This is a genomic window from Bacillus sp. FSL M8-0077, assembly GCF_038050255.1.
In the GTDB taxonomy this organism is placed as follows: domain Bacteria; phylum Bacillota; class Bacilli; order Bacillales; family Bacillaceae; genus Bacillus; species Bacillus altitudinis.
The window spans coordinates 1,046,477-1,061,444 of record NZ_JBBPAF010000001.1 but is presented as its reverse complement, the minus strand read 5'-3'; the positions used below and the strand labels follow the sequence as shown (position 1 = coordinate 1,061,444).

The following is a 14,968-nucleotide window of genomic DNA, read 5'->3' as shown; positions in this document are numbered from 1 at the left end:
TGTTTTATGGATTGACTACCAAAGAATTATATATCATTCTTTTGTTATACTATCAAGCAGGAGGCGGTTTAGATGAATTTCTATATTACATATGGAACAGCAGACTTTTTGCAAAAAATCGCAAAAAAACATCATCTTGAAAATCTGCTTTATACGGTCGGTAAGGAACAAGCGGCTCTTTTTCACGAAACGGAGGGTGAGACAGTCTTTAAAGCACCCCATGCCTATGATGTGATTTATACAAAAGGTGAGCTCGTCCAATCTGGCTTTGTCACGCTGAATCATATCCCTGTAAAGCTCGAAAGCAGAGCACTTTTTGAATCCACCTTTCAGAAAAAAACAAACATGTCAGAGCACCAGCGCGGCTTTCAGGCGCTTCGTGTGTTAAGACCAAAAAAGGATGAAGAAGTGTACTTGATTTTGACCCTTTGGGAATCTGAAGACCTATTTCAAGACTTTCAAGAGTCAGAAGCCTTCTTTCAGCCGCACGAGGATACTGGCTCCATCTTCTCTCGTCCTGCCTATCTGACATCCTATCATGCCGTCATAGACCATTAAGGAAGTGCTGCTTTTCGCACTTCTTTTTTTTATAAAAAAAAGCCCTTCTACTGCTGGGCTTTCAACGCTTTTCTCTAAGCTCGTACCGATGAATGATTGGCTGAAGTACATAAAAATTCAGCAAGATCCATCCCAATAAGATTGGCCATTTTAACATAGGTGAAGCACCTTTCATCTGAATAAGTAGTACCAATAGTGGAATCAAACAAATCATCAAAAAGCTCATCTTCGAAACGAACGTTTCATTGATTTGATGCCGGCAGCTTGGACAAAGCATCATTCTCGTATGCGATAAATGAAATTTTTCGACGAAAGAAAATGCTTTTGAACAATTTGGACAGCTTCCCAATGCCACTCCCCCTTTTTCAAGCTTCATAACTTAACCTTCGACTTTTATGTAAAATGACCTTTTCTGTCATTCTCGACATCCTCTTCTGTTGAAAGATTCTAACAATTACCATACAATCAGTAAAAGAGCCTAAAGGAGGTTTTCGGATCAATGACAGTATCCACTTTACACAAAAGGATCAATGAACGTCTTGATGAACATTATGAGGAAATGGTTGAAATTAGACGCCATCTCCATATGAATCCAGAACTTTCTTTTCAGGAAGAGGAAACAGCTGCTTACATCGCTCAATATTATGACACATTACATATTCCAACACGCACACATGTAGGCGGACATGGTGTACTCGCTTTTATTGAAGGAGCTTCCCCTGGACCGACCATTGCACTGAGAGCTGATTTTGATGCACTTCCCATTCATGATGAAAAGGATGTACCTTACCGTTCAACAAAACCTGGTGTCATGCACGCTTGCGGTCACGATGGTCATACAGCTACACTTCTCGTCTTAGCGAAGATCTTACACGAGCACCGAGATCAATTAAAAGGAAAAATCGTCCTCATTCATCAACACGCTGAGGAATATGCCCCCGGCGGTGCGAAACCAATGATTGAGGATGGCTGTTTAGACGGTGTTGACGTCATTTTCGGCACTCACCTTTGGTCTTCAGAACCATGCGGCACTGTTCTTTATAAAAGCGGGAACTTTATGGCAGCCGCCGATCGTTTCTCTATTCAAGTACAAGGTAAAGGTGGACATGGCGCACAGCCGCACTTGACGAAAGATGCCGTACTCATCGGTTCACAAATTGTGGCCAATCTTCAGCAGGTCGTGGCCCGTAAAGTCAACCCGATTGATTCTTCGGTGGTATCTGTTGGGGGATTTGTCGCTGAAAATGCCTTTAACGTCATTGCAGATTCGGCCGTGCTAACAGGTACTGCACGTTCCTTTGAAGAGAGTGCACGCCATGTCATTGAACGTGAAATTGAACAGGTGGTGAAAGGCGTCTGCCACATGCACGATGCATCCTACACCTATGAATATGTGAGAGGCTATCCTGCTGTCAAAAATCACCCTGCGCCAACTGAATATATAGCTGAAATAGCCAAACAGACAGAAGGAGTCACAGAAGTAAAAGAAGCAGAAACCCAAATGGGCGGAGAAGACTTTGCTTACTACCTTCAGCATGTTCCTGGTACTTTCTTCTACACAGGCGCTATGCCGGAAAACAGCCAAGATGTATATCCACACCATCACCCGAAATTTGATATAAATGAAAACGCAATGCCTGTCGCAGCAAAGGTACTGGCTCATGCCGTCCTTTCCTACGATGAATGAAAAAAAGCCGCTGCCCTGGTCTTACCCCTGTCAAGTAGACAATTATAAAAAGCCTAACCTGCCAGTGTGTGACGGTATTCTACCGGAGCACACTGGTTTAATTTTTTCTGAAATCGATCGTGATTATAGAATTGAATGTAATCTTCTATGCTTTTATGAAGCTCTTCTTCCGTTTGACACGAAGAAAAGTAAGTGTTCTCTGTTTTGAGATGGGAGAAAAATGATTCGATACAGGCATTATCCAGGCAGTTTCCCCTTCGGGAATGACTGCCCTTCAAACCAACGTTTTCTAGTCGCTTTTGATATGCTTTTGTTGTGTATTGAAATCCTTGATCTGAATGAAGTAGGGCTCCTTTGACATCCCGCAGGGATGTCAAGTTCTTTAATGTCTCCATGACCAGTTCAAGATCATTTCGTTTTGACAGTTTCCATGCGACGATTTCATTGTTGTATAGATCTTGTATAGCTGAAAGATAATAAAAGTGATGCTGGCAAGCGATATAGGTAATATCAGTCACATATAGCTGATTGTATTGATTGGCTTTAAATTTTCGGTTTAATCTGTTTGGATGGACAACCGAAGCTTGTCTTCCGAAATACCGCCGTTTTTTTCGAATGATTGATTGGATGTTCATCTCTTTCATCAACCTGTAGACACGCTTATGGTTGATGCGAAATCCTTCTTTCTTTAAAGCGATTGTCACCCGAGGATAGCCATAGAAGGGTCTTGAATGATGAATGGCCATGATGTGTTCTTTGAGGATTTGTTCTTTCAGTTGTCGTTCCATTCGAATCTTTTGATTCTTACGCCATTTATAGTACCCAGATCGTGATACTTTGGCGATGCAGACGAGCCATGTCAACGGAAAAAAACTCTTTAATTCGTGAACAACTTCAAACCTCACATTCTTTAAAATCCATCCTCTCCGTGTAGATTTGGATAACGCTTTTTTAAGTATTCTACCTGTGCCTTTAAATAATCTCTTTCTTCTTCCACATTTTTAAACATGAACTTGGGACGTCCGTTAAAAGGATTTTCTGACTTTGTATGTTTTCCTCTTTGATCTTCAAAAGATTGCCCCTCACGAAATTTTCTGACCCAACTTTTTAACTGAGTGGAGCTTTTGATACCTAATTCTTCAGACAATGACTGATAACTTTTGTTTCCTTCTTCGTACATTTTGACAGCTTTCATCTTAAATTCTTTAGAATATTGTTGAAATTGTTGTCCTTTTCTCGCCATAAAAAATCCCCTCCAAGTATAGTGTAACAGCCAAGATATGTTCTTGGGCTTTTTACACTGTCTACTTAGAGGGGATAATATCACCCGCCAGCGGCTTTTCTATTTCAATTCTTTCAACACACGCAAGTGAAACACATGGCGTGCGACTTCACCAAGCTGTCCTGTCAGCTGATGATTTGCCACCCCACCAACAGCGGCACCGACCACAGGCATTAATTGAAACAGCTTCACAAGGTCAATATAATCTCGATATTCCTGCTGAAAGCTATACCAATCCATTTCTTCCCCGGTTGTTTCCCATTCTTCAATGAGTTTCATCATTTTTTGACGATGTGTACTGCTTGAAAAGGCGAGTTGAAAAATACAAAGCAAAAAGAGTCTTTCCTCTTTTTGAGACAAATCAAATCCATATATACAAGCAAGCTCATATAGACATTTCATTTTAATACTCAAAAGGAGAGGGAAATCCGCCATTCCGAGAAACAATCCACCCGCACCTGTGCCAATCCCTTCAATCGCAGCAGCCTTTTGATAATATGTCACCTTTTCCTTTGCCAGCTCATTTCGCTCTACAATAGACAATTGTTCATCAATGACTGTAAATGAAGTAAAATGGCTTCCTGATACGGTGGATTCAACCATTGTTTTCACTGCACTTGTGATGACTTGATGAAATCGAGCAGGGATTCGGCGATTCACTTGCTGCTGAACGCCTTTTGAAAACCGCTCGATCTTGGATGGTTTTCTTAAAAAACGCATTTGAAAAAGAATGGCCTCTTCATACAGTTCCCGTTCAGCTGCATTCATCCCGGTTCCCTCCTTGATGACATCATACACACGCTGTAAAAAATGCTTATCTCATCTTTTTTAATCTACTTTGTACGTAAGGCTTGAATAGGACAAGCACAAATACCAATGAAATGAGAAGAGCAAGTCCGCTTCCCTTCCATCCACCTGCTGGGAAAACGGCGGAGCTCAGTAAAATTGACTGGACGATGAGTACATTTCGTACGAGAACAAAAAAGCTTCGATCTTTTTCTTGCTGAGACACAGGATAAAGTGCCTGTAGCGACAGATGAGCAAAGTGCTTTGTTAACGGGACAAGCTGTACACCTGTGATAAAGACTGTAAACAAGACAAGTAATGCCCCCACCCAGCCTGCTGCACCTGTATACAAGAGGATGAGCACAAACACGACCGTTAACCTAAACACAAGACCAAAATAGTCATTTGAACGTAAAAACGCCCTCACATACATATAAGAAAAAGCTTTACGCTGTTCATAAGGGACAAACTGCAAGACCCAGTCCATATACGCCCTTCTTTTCACTTGTTTCTTTAAATGAGGGACATCCGTAAATAAGTTTGCCAAGCGGTAAAAACGCTGTTTTCGTTTTAACTCATCAGAAATATGCAATTCCCATTGAAAGGGCTGTTTTTTTACTGCATTTGTTAGATAAATGAGATAGACAGCATATAAAAGATAAAAAACGATGGCAATGGCATAAGCTGCTTGTAAAACGGTATACATTAACATTGTATTGAGCAGAAAACGAATCACTGCATCAATCCATCTGACATGTTTCCCTTGAAAATAAGTGATTCTCCACTGAATTGCTGTATTCAGACCTTTTATTAAGATCATTTGCGCCAAAATGAGCACATATAGCATCAGATCGCCTGAGGAGACAGCCGAATATAGCGGAAGTGCAATAATGGACACGGCAATCAAAGGAAATAACTGAGAAATGAAGCTAAAGTTAAACGCTTGTTTTAAATAAGGGTCCATCTTAGCTTCCAAAGGAAGCATAAACACAAGATCTGCCTCTTTGATCAACGTTCGCACGTAAGAACTAGTCAGTACCAATGAGAAAACAACTGCCATGACCCAATAGGATGGGAAATGAGTTGGAATATGCTTCAGCCAATTACTGTACCAGCTCGCCCCGCCTGCAAGGAAAAAAATGAGCACAATCACAAGATGATCGTTGAACATATATTTTAAATATTTTCTTGTTTCTTGTACGTGTTCTTCTAATCGTGATTTCCAAATGGTTTGCGTTGTTTTACTCATAGCTTTCTTCCTTTGTTAATTCCAAATAAAGATCATCGAGTGTCGCATCTCTCATGTTGAACTGCTCTCTTAGTTCTGTCAGTGTTCCTTTCGCTCTAATTTCCCCTTCATGCAAAATAATAAAGGAATCACAATAACGTTCCGCTGTGGCTAAAATATGCGTTGACATCAGAACACTTGCGCCATTTTGTTTCGCCGCATTCATACGTTCTAATAGTGCGTTGATCGCAAGCGGATCAAGCCCTAAAAACGGCTCATCGATAATATACAACTCTGGCTCCACAAGAAACGCACACATAATCATCACCTTCTGCTTCATCCCTTTAGAAAAATGAGCAGGGAACCATTTCAATCGCTTCTCCATTCGGAATTCCTTCAGCAAAGACGGCAGACGTTCTTCTAATTGTTCTTTTGAAAGGCCGTAAGCCATTGCTGTCAGCTCTAAATGCTCTTTTAATGTTAGTTCTTCATATAAGACAGGTGTCTCTGGAATAAATGTAAATTGTGAACGATACGCCTCTTGATCTTCTTGAAGGGTTCGTCCGTTCAGTTCAATTACCCCTTTATGAGGTTTCATTAATCCAATAATATGACGAATGGTTGTACTTTTTCCCGCCCCGTTTAAGCCAATGAGACCAACGATTTGGTTTCTTTCTAATTCAAATGAAATATTTTTCAGAACGGGATTCTTTGTATATCCACCCGTTACATCTTTTACAGTTAGAAGGGACATCAGTTCGTTCCTTTCTTTCTTTTTTCCTTTATAGTACCAAAAACGAAAGACAATTTGAAATGTTTACCTATAGACAACTCATGAATAAAATATAGGCATACTGGTCATCATAATGTATGTAGAAGAAATGAACTTGATGACCAATACGTAAATGAGGTGTTTGTTAAAGGCAATGAACCGCATGACAAATTGGTTTTTCATCTAAAAACCTTAGCTTCTGTTTTGCTTCACTGATTCTTGATTTTTGTGTCCTATACAAATATGTATACGACGAACCAAAACGTCAAATGAGGTGTTTACGGCAGAAATAGCAGGCATATGAATTCTTTATTTCAGTAAATAGAGAATTCAAAAGGCATATCAAATGAAAGCATCAGCATTTCTTCTGCAGGAGCAGGATGAGCGACCAAAGGAGTTCGCTTGTCCTGTTTTCTTTTTTACTTCTTTTTGTGATACGATAAAGAAAAATAATGAGGAGTGACATGGCGTGAGCGACTGCATTTTTTGCAAGATCATTGATGGAGACATTCCATGTGCAAAAGTATATGAAGATGAGCATGTATTGGCTTTTCTTGATATTAGCCAAGTAACGAAAGGACATACCCTTGTAATCCCGAAAATACATAAAGAAAACATTTATGACATGACACCAGAAGTGTCTAATCATTACTTCCAAGCGATTCCAAAAATCGCCAGAGCGATCAAACAAGAATTTGAACCAATTGGTTTAAACCTTCTGAACAACAACGGTGAAAAAGCTGGTCAATCTGTGTTCCATTACCATATGCACATCATTCCTCGCTATGGCAAAGGCGATGGCTTTGGTGCCGTATGGAAATCTCACCAAGATCAATATACATCAGAGGATTTAAAAGATATTTCTTCTGCCATCCATACGCGCCTTACCTCATCTTAATTGATGAGGTTTTTCTTTTTTTCACCTCTTTTCTGAGCTTATCCTCTGAATCGTAAGATATTTAGGACGATTCAAATTTTTTGTCCAAATGCTTCAAATTTGTGATAGGATGGTTTTATCTTTTGATCCATTAACGCGAGAAATAGGGAGAGATTGTGATGAAGCGAACGACGAATTTTAATGCTGGTCCGGCGGCGCTGCCGCTAGAAGTGCTTCAAAAAGCACAGGAAGAACTTGTTGATTTTAAACAAACCGGGATGTCTGTGATGGAACTTTCTCATCGCAGCGGTGAGTATGAAGAAGTCCACAATAAAGCGAAAGCACTCTTGGTAGAATTGATGGACATTCCAGAAGATTATGAGGTCCTCTTTTTACAAGGCGGGGCAAGTCTTCAATTTGCAATGATTCCGATGAACTTCTTACATGAAGGCGAAACGGCTCATTTCATCCAAACAGGTGCTTGGTCAGAGAAAGCCTTGTCAGAAGCAAAAGGGTTTGGTGAAACATCAGTGTTTGCCTCAAGTGAAGACGACAACTATTCGTATATTCCAGATGTAGATGCTTCCGTTTTAAATGACGGTGCTTACTTGCACATCACATCGAACAATACCATTTTCGGTACTCAGTGGAAAACGTTCCCGAACACGTCACTCCCGCTTATTGCCGACATGTCCAGTGATATTCTCAGCAAAAAAATAGACGTGTCTTCATTTGATTTCATTTATGCCGGGGCACAGAAAAATCTAGGGCCTTCTGGTATCACGATTGTAATCGCGCACAAACGTTTATTAGAGAAAGAAAAAAGCGGCACACCTAAAATATTAAAATATTCAACACATGCCAAAGCCAATTCTCTTTATCACACACCACCAACTTTTGCGATTTATATGCTGTCCCTTGTCCTTGAGCATGTAAAACAGGCAGGCGGCGTAGAAGCAGCGGAAAAACGCAATGAACAGAAAGCCGCGCTTCTATATGATGCGATTGACCAAAGTGGCGGTTTTTACAAAGGACATGCACGTGCTGACAGCCGTTCGCATATGAATGTCACGTTTACCCTGCGTGATGATGCACTCACTGCATCCTTTGTGGAGAAAGCAAAACAAGAACAAATGGTTGGACTCGCCGGCCACCGTTCTGTTGGCGGATGCAGAGCCTCTATTTACAACGCCGTCTCTATAGAAGACTGCCAAAAGCTTGCGGACTTTATGAAAAAGTTCCAGCAAGAAAATGAGTAAAAAGGCTTTTCTATCGTGAAATAAATTTGTTATAATAACGAGAAATATAAAGTTATGACTCTTGCAATAAATGATCAGCCATATTATTGGAGAGTTCTAAGAGCTTAGCAGAGGAGAGCATAGAAATGAAAACAAAAGAATTAGTGATTATGTCATTGCTTGCAGCAATGGGAGCTGTTTTGCATACGATTTTCCCGCCCATCTTTTTCGGAATGAAACCTGATATGATGCTGGTCATGATGTTTTTAAGCATCATCCTTTTTCCGAAGGTACAGCATGTCGTTGTGATCGCCCTAGTCACTGGGGTCATTTCCGCTTTGACAACAGGTTTTCCAGGCGGACAAATTCCAAATATGATTGATAAACCGGTGACAGCCTTTATCTTCTTAGCCCTTTTCTTATCTTGCCTGAAGATCAAGAACAAAGTCGTTCTGACCGCTGTACTCACCGCTGTTGGGACCGTCGTATCGGGCGTGATTTTCCTATCTGCCGCTTTACTGATTACTGGACTGCCGGCTGCGTTACCAGCACTTCTTGTAGGTGTTGTCCTGCCAGCAACTGTGATAAATACGATAGCTATGGTATTTGTCTACCCGATTGCTCAGTCCATATTAAAGCGCGCAAGAATGATTGAAGTCGCTTAACGAATAACCGAACCTCTTCATTGGATGAAGAGGTTTTTTTCATATCGTTGACAAAGGGCTAAAATGATTCTTTATTTTAGCCCTTTGTCTTCTTTTCAGCATGATTGAAAGCCCTTGAAGTCTAGGAAGGACGAGTACTGACGCGGAGCGAATTTGACATTCGTGAGCACCTGCACGCAGGACTGCGGGCGAATGCGAGGGTTTGTCTACATGCTGGAACCTCTTCATTGGATGAAGAGGTTTTTTCATGCTTCTATAAAAGAAAAAGGGTAAGCAGCAAAATGGAGAGCGAAATCCCTGCACCTGCTGCACACACAATTGCTTTTTGTCTTAATACATGTTTTGGCGGATAAGACCCGGCATACCCAAGCTGCCTTACATAATGAATAGAACCACCTGCGAAAATCACACACATACACGTAAAAACGAACAGAAAGACAGACAACCTTCTCCCCTCCCTTTTCTTCAAAAGTATGCTAAAATAAAGCAAGCTATGTATGGAAGTTCAATGAAGCTGATCGTCAGCTCAGAGAGAACATGCGAATGTGTAAAATTTGACTAGAGGTGATTGGAATGGCTAGTGGACGTTCTTTATTAACAGGATTATTTGTAGGCGGTCTCCTCGGAGGTGCGGCAGTGCTCCTGACGACTCCCTCTTCTGGCAGAGATGTACGCGGAAAGATGAAAGACGGCTATGACAAATTCGAAGATACGCTGACAAGATTAAAAAGAGATGGACAAGCTTTAAAAGAGCAGATTGTTGAAACCGCAAAAGAAAGTGCTGAGGTCATTAAAGAGGTCGGAACTGAATTACAAACATCGATACAGCAATGGCGCGAGGAAATCAAACCTCATCAGCAGGACTTACAAAAGGAAATTCAGGAAATTGAGGAAAAGCTTAAACAACTGGAGAAAACCTTACAAAACTAATATACTCACAAAAAAATATTCGTTTACAAAAGTGTGCGGGGTGCGTATCCCGCACTTTTTTTGTTGAAAAAAGGTTATTTTGTCAATGTTTTTCATGACTTTTAAAAATTCTTGAATTTTCAGCTTTATTAATCTTTATTTTATTGGCATAATAGAATTACAAGAAAAAGAGAAGTAGGTGAAATGGATGAATCATTCGGAACAGCCTTTCGATGTAAAAGAAGCACTTTTATTCAGTCAAAGAATGGCCCAATTGAGCAAAGCTCTTTGGAAATCCATTGAAAAGGACTGGCAGCAGTGGATCAAACCGTATAACCTAAATATCAATGAACATCATATTTTGTGGATTGCGTATCAATTAAAAGGAGCTTCAATATCAGAAATTGCAAAGTTTGGCGTCATGCATGTATCAACGGCGTTTAACTTCTCCAAGAAACTGGAGGAACGAGGACTTTTAAAATTTTCTAAAAAGTTAAACGATAAACGCAATACGTATATTGAGCTAACGCCAAAAGGCGAAGAGACATTCCATAAACTACTCGAAGATTATGACCCGGCCCGAACTGGTATTGTCAAAGGCGCACAGCCGCTTCATGACATTTACGGAAAGTTCCCTGAAATTTTAGAAATGATGTGTATTATCCGAAACATTTATGGTGAGGACTTCATGGAGATTTTTGAGAAATCGTTTTCAAACATTGAGAAGGACTTTTTGAATGAACGTGGGAAAGTCACGAAAAAGCCTGAAGAACTTGAAGACTCAGCAGAGGAAAAAGCGGCTAAAGCAAATCAAATTGTTTAATGATCTTTATAAATTCATTCATTAACGGCTGAAACAGCCCTTGATCATGCAAAGCAAAAATCGTCTCATGAACATCCAGCTTTTCAATTAACTGTCCCGCAAACAGCGCAAGGAGATCGTCGAACATGACATATCCTTGTGCTTTTTGCTTGTCCATTTCATCTGAGAGCTCAGCACAAATACGCTCAATGTCCTTTGCCTCTTCTTTCGATACACGCTGCCGGATCAATAGCGCATAATATGGATAACGGCTCATATCTGTCGCCGTCAGTAACAGTTCCATATAATATTCGAGCTGGCTCATTCGTTCCTCAATACTCATGTACGTTCCCTCTTTCTCTTAGTCATTCTATTTTAGCCGAAATTACTCATTGACGAAAGAGACGAACCTCCCCCTTATGTCTTTTTTTCTTGAAAAACCCAAAGTTTCCTCTCTTTAATCCATATGAATGTAACAATTTATTTTTTTTCTTGAAAACCATTGATTTTTATCCTCAGGAAGAGTAAATTATCTTGAGATATTCAATTAGTTTTTTTGAGATTGGAAGGATGAAAAATGAATTGTTGGAAGACCATTAATCTTGAAAAGGATTATGGTTATACGAGAATGATGATTTCAGCCATATGTCTTACTGTATTTTTTTTCATTATGGCATTTTTATGTTTTCAACTGACTCATCCTGAAACGAGACTCAGCAGTCACAATGCACCACTTTTTGTCGTGCTTTTACTTGCGACATTGCTTGTCCACCGCGTGGTTCACTTGATCCCAGTCATGAAACATAAGAAAAAAATGACGTTATTTAAACGAAATTGCTGGCAGCGCGTGCCTAAGAGAGTGATGCTTTTCTCACTGCTCAGCCCGTTTTGTGTCATCTCACCTGTTTACTTTGTTTTAGGAATGGCATTTCCAATGTACGCACACTATTTTATCATGATCGCAAGTATTCATGCAGGCTATTGTTTGCCTGACTTTTTATTTGCTTGGAAACTGCTAAAAGCGCCAAAATCATGCATCATTGATCAAGCCCAAGACGAGTTTGATATTTTAGTTGACCCAACTTCCTCATCATGAGGTTTTTAAAGCCAACTTCTATCTTTTTCATAAAAAATTTGGTAATGTAGTATGGGAATAGCATAGAGAGGGGGGATCTCCGATAGTTTTATTTTACTTCATCATCTTTGCCGCGTTTATTGTGTATTCAATAAACAGGCTTACTAATACATTATGCCTTGTCAGAGAGATTCCTGAAGAACGGCAAGATAAGGTGTTTCGCTTTATCAATGTATCGATACTGATCTTACTGATCTCATCATTTGTTGAAATTACCATTTCTATTTAAGTTCAAAGCAAAAGCTGCCTGTTTGATGGCAGCTTTTTGTGTATGATGATCTATTAGCAAATCCAAGATGCACCGATAATGATCAATAAGATGAATAACACGACGACTAGTGCAAAACCGCCAGCAAAGACTTCTCCTCCCATGTGAAAACACCTCCTGCCAGTTCTTCCTCTGTTCTAAGCTCAGTGTATGCAGAAAATTTTAAAACGTTTAGGCACTTGTCATCGTTTTAAAAAAGAAGCGCCCGCACGCATGGCAGGACGGCTCCTTTCTGTAACAGCGATTTAATTAATAAAGATATGCTGCACCAACGATGATCAGCAAAATGAATAGCACGACCAATAAAGCAAACCCATTAGAATATCCTGCTCCCATATAATTCAGCCTCCTTTTTGTGATCAATATATGTGTATGTTGGTCGCAAAAATTTGACTAGACGAATGCCCTCCCATTTGCATTTCTTTTTACAGCATGTCACAATATGTTATGATACAAGCAATGATAAATAATTTGGAAAGATTAGGAGTGTTTTTTGAATGAAAAAAATGGCTTTAGCAGCTGTAACAGCAGTAAGTGTTTTAACTCTTGGCGCATGCAGTAGCGGTGATAAAGAAGTGATCGCAACAACAAAATCAGGAGATGTCACAAAAGAAGAGCTTTACACAACACTTAAGAAACAAGCAGGTGGAGATGCTTTAAACCTACTTGTTCAACAAAAGGTTCTTGCTGACAAATACAAAGTATCAGATAAAGAAATTGAAAAGAAACTGAAAGAATATAAAAAGACACTCGGTGAAGATCGTTTAAAACAGCTTCAAGATGAATATGGGAAAGACTACATCAAAGATCAAGTGAAATACGAGCTGCTGACTCAAAAGGCTGCCAAAGCTAACATCAAAATCACTGATAAAGAAGTGAAAGCGTATTACGATGACCTGAAAGGGAAAATCCGCGCAAGCCACATTTTAGTTGCTGATAAGAAAACAGCTGAAGAAGTAGAAAAGAAATTAGATAAAGGCGAAAAATGGGATGACCTTGTATCTGAATATTCAACTGACACCGCTTCAGCAGCACAAGGCGGCGATGTAGGCTGGTTCGCAAAAGATGGTCAAATGGATGAGAACTTCAGTAAAGCTGCCTTCAAACTAAAAGTAAATGAAATCAGCAAACCAGTAAAATCACAATTTGGCTACCATATCATTAAAAAGACCGAAGAACGCGGTAAATACGATGACATGAAAGCAGACTTGAAAAAAGAACTGCTTGATCAAAAACAAGCAGACAACAATGAAATTCAAACGATCTTAAACAAATTGGTGAAAGATGCTGATGTGAAAGTAAAAGATAAGGAACTTGAAAATACATTCAAAGAAAAATCTGAGGAAACCACACAACAAACAACAAACCAATAATGAACGCAAAACAACCCCTCTACATGACTTTGTAGAGGGGTTGTTTGTATTCTTATTGGTTATGCAATCGAATGGTCCTCATGCTTCGCCGTTTCCTGAGATCGTTTCATTTCCATTTGCTGTCCTTGACGTCTACGCTCTCTTTCCTGCTCCATTCGTTCGATAAAGATTTCTCCCTCTTTTTCAATAAAGGATTGATCAATCTCTTGCTCCTCTTTGGCTGTCGTCATTAATTTATAGGCACAAAAGATAATACCAATGATACATGCATATACCCACCATGGAAAAAATAACATTGTCTTCGCCTCCTTTTTTAGGACCAATCTCTCTTCCTTCGTGTTACATGCTTATGCAAAAAGAAGACAAGTTATGAAAAAAAAACGCCCGCATCAAACGGGCGTTTTATCATGATGATTCATTGTGGAAGGTTGGTTTATAAAACGAACGATTCTCTAGTGCAAAAATACGCTCTGTATATTCTCCTGGCTTCACATGCTCAAGCGCACGATCCATCATGTTCATTTTTGCATCTAAATTATCTATATAGTGGAGAATTTCGGCTTCCTTCACCATTGGTGGTTTAGGACTGCCCCACTCCCCTTTTCCGTGATGACTCAGTACTAAATGCTGCAGAATCAGAATTTCCTCAGAATCAATGCCAAGCTCCTCTGCGGCTTTCGCAATTTCTGTCACCATAATAGAAATGTGGCCAATTAAGTTCCCTTCCACTGTATATGTGGTGGAGACAGGACCCGAAAGTTCTTTGACTTTCCCTAAATCATGTAGAATGATCCCAGAATATAAAAGATCTCGATCAAGTGATGGGTATAAATCAACAATGGATTTCGCTAAATGAAGCATCGATACCACATGATAGGCAAGACCCGAAACAAACTCGTGATGGTTTTTCGTAGCTGCTGGGTAATCAGCGAATTCCTGTCCATATTTCTTCAGCAAATGTCTTGTGACACGCTGAATATTAGGGTTTTTCATATCAAAAATATATTGCATGATGGTATCCATCATATCGTGCTTTGGAATAGGAGCTGTTTCTAGAAAATCATCAATGCGGATTTGCTCGTTTTCAGCAACAGGACGTATATTCCTAAGCTTCAGCTGATTCCTTCCGCGATAATGATGAATATCACCCACTACCTTCACAATGGTTTGCGCGGCATATGTGAGTTCATCATTCTGCTTTGCATCCCATAGTTTCGCCTCAATATCTCCACTTTGATCTTGAAGAATTAACGTTAAAAATGGTTTGCCATTACTCGCAATCCCTTTAGTAGATGATTTAATTAATAAATGCAGGTCAACTTGTTCGCCGACGTCATAGGTCATGATCCCTTTAGCCATTCAATAAATGCTCCTTCCATGTTTCTGCT

21 protein-coding genes are annotated in these 14,968 nt (G+C 39.9%); 10 read left to right on the top strand and 11 right to left on the bottom strand.

The genetic code is table 11. The features are described from left to right. Positions 1-72: 72 nt before the first annotated feature. Positions 73-558, top strand: coding sequence for an antibiotic biosynthesis monooxygenase family protein (locus tag NST57_RS05340; protein ID WP_007497177.1), 486 nt, complete (start codon positions 73-75; stop codon positions 556-558). Between the two features lie 61 nt (positions 559-619). On the opposite strand, the gene NST57_RS05335 is transcribed toward NST57_RS05340, so the two are convergent. Beyond that, positions 620-907, bottom strand: coding sequence for a hypothetical protein (locus NST57_RS05335; protein ID WP_341298193.1), 288 nt, complete (start codon positions 905-907; stop codon positions 620-622). 150 nt (positions 908-1,057) lie between these two features. Here NST57_RS05335 and NST57_RS05330 point away from each other — a divergent pair, with 150 nt between their 5' ends. Beyond that, on the top strand, positions 1,058-2,245 hold the full coding sequence (locus NST57_RS05330) for an amidohydrolase (RefSeq protein WP_142154678.1): 1,188 nt from the start codon (positions 1,058-1,060) through the stop codon (positions 2,243-2,245). Between the two features lie 53 nt (positions 2,246-2,298). Here NST57_RS05330 and NST57_RS05325 read toward each other — a convergent pair. From NST57_RS05325 to NST57_RS05310, 4 genes are all read right to left on the bottom strand, one after another. After that, positions 2,299-3,488 (bottom strand): IS3 family transposase gene (locus tag NST57_RS05325; RefSeq protein ID WP_445818773.1). Its coding sequence is split into 2 segments (ribosomal slippage): positions 2,299-3,200 and positions 3,200-3,488, totalling 1,191 coding nucleotides; the frame shifts between segments, so codons are not numbered across the junction. A 99-nt stretch (positions 3,489-3,587) separates the two neighbouring features. Next, the gene (locus NST57_RS05320) at positions 3,588-4,295 is read right to left on the bottom strand and encodes an EcsC family protein (RefSeq protein WP_341298192.1); all 708 of its coding nucleotides are present in this window, start codon (positions 4,293-4,295) and stop codon (positions 3,588-3,590) included. Between the two features lie 46 nt (positions 4,296-4,341). Beyond that, on the bottom strand, positions 4,342-5,562 hold the full coding sequence (locus tag NST57_RS05315) for an ABC transporter permease (RefSeq protein ID WP_341298191.1): 1,221 nt from the start codon (positions 5,560-5,562) through the stop codon (positions 4,342-4,344). Further along, positions 5,555-6,295 carry an ABC transporter ATP-binding protein gene (locus tag NST57_RS05310; RefSeq protein ID WP_008348877.1) on the bottom strand — a complete coding sequence of 247 codons (741 nt, stop codon included), beginning with the start codon at positions 6,293-6,295 and terminating at the stop codon, positions 5,555-5,557. Before NST57_RS05310 ends, NST57_RS05315 begins: the two co-directional genes overlap by 8 nt. A 487-nt stretch (positions 6,296-6,782) precedes the next feature. On the opposite strand from NST57_RS05310, the gene NST57_RS05305 reads away from it, so the two are divergent. The 3 genes from NST57_RS05305 (at position 6,783) to NST57_RS05295 (ending at position 9,093) form a co-directional block, all read left to right on the top strand. Beyond that, positions 6,783-7,211: an HIT family protein gene (locus NST57_RS05305; RefSeq protein ID WP_008348883.1), complete on the top strand. Its 429-nt coding sequence runs from the start codon at positions 6,783-6,785 to the stop codon at positions 7,209-7,211. Between the two features lie 158 nt (positions 7,212-7,369). Next, positions 7,370-8,449: a 3-phosphoserine/phosphohydroxythreonine transaminase gene (gene serC, locus NST57_RS05300; protein ID WP_341298190.1), complete on the top strand. Its 1,080-nt coding sequence runs from the start codon at positions 7,370-7,372 to the stop codon at positions 8,447-8,449. 125 nt (positions 8,450-8,574) lie between these two features. Next, positions 8,575-9,093: a tryptophan transporter gene (locus tag NST57_RS05295; protein ID WP_341298189.1), complete on the top strand. Its 519-nt coding sequence runs from the start codon at positions 8,575-8,577 to the stop codon at positions 9,091-9,093. Between the two features lie 253 nt (positions 9,094-9,346). Here NST57_RS05295 and NST57_RS05290 read toward each other — a convergent pair whose 3' ends face one another. Continuing rightward, positions 9,347-9,538, bottom strand: a complete 192-nt coding sequence (locus NST57_RS05290) for a hypothetical protein (RefSeq protein ID WP_008348888.1) — start codon at positions 9,536-9,538, stop codon at positions 9,347-9,349. 128 nt (positions 9,539-9,666) lie between these two features. On the opposite strand from NST57_RS05290, the gene NST57_RS05285 reads away from it, so the two are divergent. Both NST57_RS05285 and NST57_RS05280 read left to right on the top strand, forming a co-directional pair. Beyond that, positions 9,667-10,023 (top strand): YtxH domain-containing protein, encoded by a 357-nt coding sequence (locus NST57_RS05285; protein ID WP_007497160.1) that lies wholly within the window; start codon positions 9,667-9,669, stop codon positions 10,021-10,023. Between the two features lie 187 nt (positions 10,024-10,210). After that, positions 10,211-10,825 carry an HTH-type transcriptional regulator Hpr gene (locus NST57_RS05280; protein WP_341298188.1) on the top strand — a complete coding sequence of 205 codons (615 nt, stop codon included), beginning with the start codon at positions 10,211-10,213 and terminating at the stop codon, positions 10,823-10,825. Here NST57_RS05280 and NST57_RS05275 read toward each other — a convergent pair. Beyond that, positions 10,803-11,147 (bottom strand): YhaI family protein, encoded by a 345-nt coding sequence (locus tag NST57_RS05275; protein WP_007497157.1) that lies wholly within the window; start codon positions 11,145-11,147, stop codon positions 10,803-10,805. The genes NST57_RS05280 and NST57_RS05275 overlap by 23 nt on opposite strands. A 234-nt stretch (positions 11,148-11,381) precedes the next feature. On the opposite strand from NST57_RS05275, the gene NST57_RS05270 reads away from it, so the two are divergent. Further along, complete coding sequence (locus NST57_RS05270) at positions 11,382-11,900, top strand: DUF3267 domain-containing protein (RefSeq protein WP_007497155.1); 519 nt, start codon at positions 11,382-11,384, stop codon at positions 11,898-11,900. Between the two features lie 82 nt (positions 11,901-11,982). Continuing rightward, on the top strand, positions 11,983-12,168 hold the full coding sequence (locus NST57_RS05265; protein ID WP_142156148.1) for a hypothetical protein: 186 nt from the start codon (positions 11,983-11,985) through the stop codon (positions 12,166-12,168). Between the two features lie 53 nt (positions 12,169-12,221). On the opposite strand, the gene NST57_RS05260 is transcribed toward NST57_RS05265, so the two are convergent. Both NST57_RS05260 and NST57_RS05255 read right to left on the bottom strand, forming a co-directional pair. Beyond that, positions 12,222-12,311: a YjcZ family sporulation protein gene (locus NST57_RS05260; protein WP_017360317.1), complete on the bottom strand. Its 90-nt coding sequence runs from the start codon at positions 12,309-12,311 to the stop codon at positions 12,222-12,224. Positions 12,312-12,456: 145 nt separating this feature from the next. Continuing rightward, entirely contained in the window at positions 12,457-12,543 is an 87-nt protein-coding gene (locus NST57_RS05255; protein WP_008361129.1) for a YjcZ family sporulation protein, read from the bottom strand. Positions 12,544-12,704: 161 nt separating this feature from the next. Here NST57_RS05255 and NST57_RS05250 point away from each other — a divergent pair, with 161 nt between their 5' ends. After that, positions 12,705-13,580: a peptidylprolyl isomerase gene (locus tag NST57_RS05250; RefSeq protein WP_073415420.1), complete on the top strand. Its 876-nt coding sequence runs from the start codon at positions 12,705-12,707 to the stop codon at positions 13,578-13,580. Positions 13,581-13,639: 59 nt separating this feature from the next. Here the strand turns inward: NST57_RS05250 and NST57_RS05245 are convergent, their stop codons facing one another. Both NST57_RS05245 and yhaM read right to left on the bottom strand, forming a co-directional pair. Further along, entirely contained in the window at positions 13,640-13,876 is a 237-nt protein-coding gene (locus NST57_RS05245; protein WP_142154666.1) for a sporulation YhaL family protein, read from the bottom strand. Between the two features lie 109 nt (positions 13,877-13,985). Further along, a complete protein-coding gene (yhaM, locus tag NST57_RS05240; protein WP_007497151.1) occupies positions 13,986-14,939 on the bottom strand; it encodes a 3'-5' exoribonuclease YhaM in 954 nt (317 codons plus the stop codon). Positions 14,940-14,968 lie beyond the last annotated feature (29 nt).

Excerpts from the sequence above, each read along its gene's own strand:
- NST57_RS05255 (WP_008361129.1), bottom strand. The coding sequence starts at position 12,543 with ATGGGAGCAGGATATTCTAATGGGTTTGCTTTATTGGTCGTGCTATTC.
- NST57_RS05260 (WP_017360317.1), bottom strand. The coding sequence starts at position 12,311 with ATGGGAGGAGAAGTCTTTGCTGGCGGTTTTGCACTAGTCGTCGTGTTA.
- NST57_RS05310 (WP_008348877.1), bottom strand. The coding sequence starts at position 6,295 with ATGTCCCTTCTAACTGTAAAAGATGTAACGGGTGGATATACAAAGAAT.
- NST57_RS05245 (WP_142154666.1), bottom strand. The coding sequence starts at position 13,876 with ATGTTATTTTTTCCATGGTGGGTATATGCATGTATCATTGGTATTATC.
- NST57_RS05285 (WP_007497160.1), top strand. The coding sequence starts at position 9,667 with ATGGCTAGTGGACGTTCTTTATTAACAGGATTATTTGTAGGCGGTCTC.
- NST57_RS05340 (WP_007497177.1), top strand. The coding sequence starts at position 73 with ATGAATTTCTATATTACATATGGAACAGCAGACTTTTTGCAAAAAATC.
- NST57_RS05320 (WP_341298192.1), bottom strand. The coding sequence starts at position 4,295 with ATGAATGCAGCTGAACGGGAACTGTATGAAGAGGCCATTCTTTTTCAA.
- NST57_RS05315 (WP_341298191.1), bottom strand. The coding sequence starts at position 5,562 with ATGAGTAAAACAACGCAAACCATTTGGAAATCACGATTAGAAGAACAC.
- NST57_RS05330 (WP_142154678.1), top strand. The coding sequence starts at position 1,058 with ATGACAGTATCCACTTTACACAAAAGGATCAATGAACGTCTTGATGAA.
- NST57_RS05270 (WP_007497155.1), top strand. The coding sequence starts at position 11,382 with ATGAATTGTTGGAAGACCATTAATCTTGAAAAGGATTATGGTTATACG.
- NST57_RS05280 (WP_341298188.1), top strand. The coding sequence starts at position 10,211 with ATGAATCATTCGGAACAGCCTTTCGATGTAAAAGAAGCACTTTTATTC.
- NST57_RS05295 (WP_341298189.1), top strand. The coding sequence starts at position 8,575 with ATGAAAACAAAAGAATTAGTGATTATGTCATTGCTTGCAGCAATGGGA.
- serC (WP_341298190.1), top strand. The coding sequence starts at position 7,370 with ATGAAGCGAACGACGAATTTTAATGCTGGTCCGGCGGCGCTGCCGCTA.
- NST57_RS05250 (WP_073415420.1), top strand. The coding sequence starts at position 12,705 with ATGAAAAAAATGGCTTTAGCAGCTGTAACAGCAGTAAGTGTTTTAACT.
- NST57_RS05275 (WP_007497157.1), bottom strand. The coding sequence starts at position 11,147 with ATGAGTATTGAGGAACGAATGAGCCAGCTCGAATATTATATGGAACTG.
- yhaM (WP_007497151.1), bottom strand. The coding sequence starts at position 14,939 with ATGGCTAAAGGGATCATGACCTATGACGTCGGCGAACAAGTTGACCTG.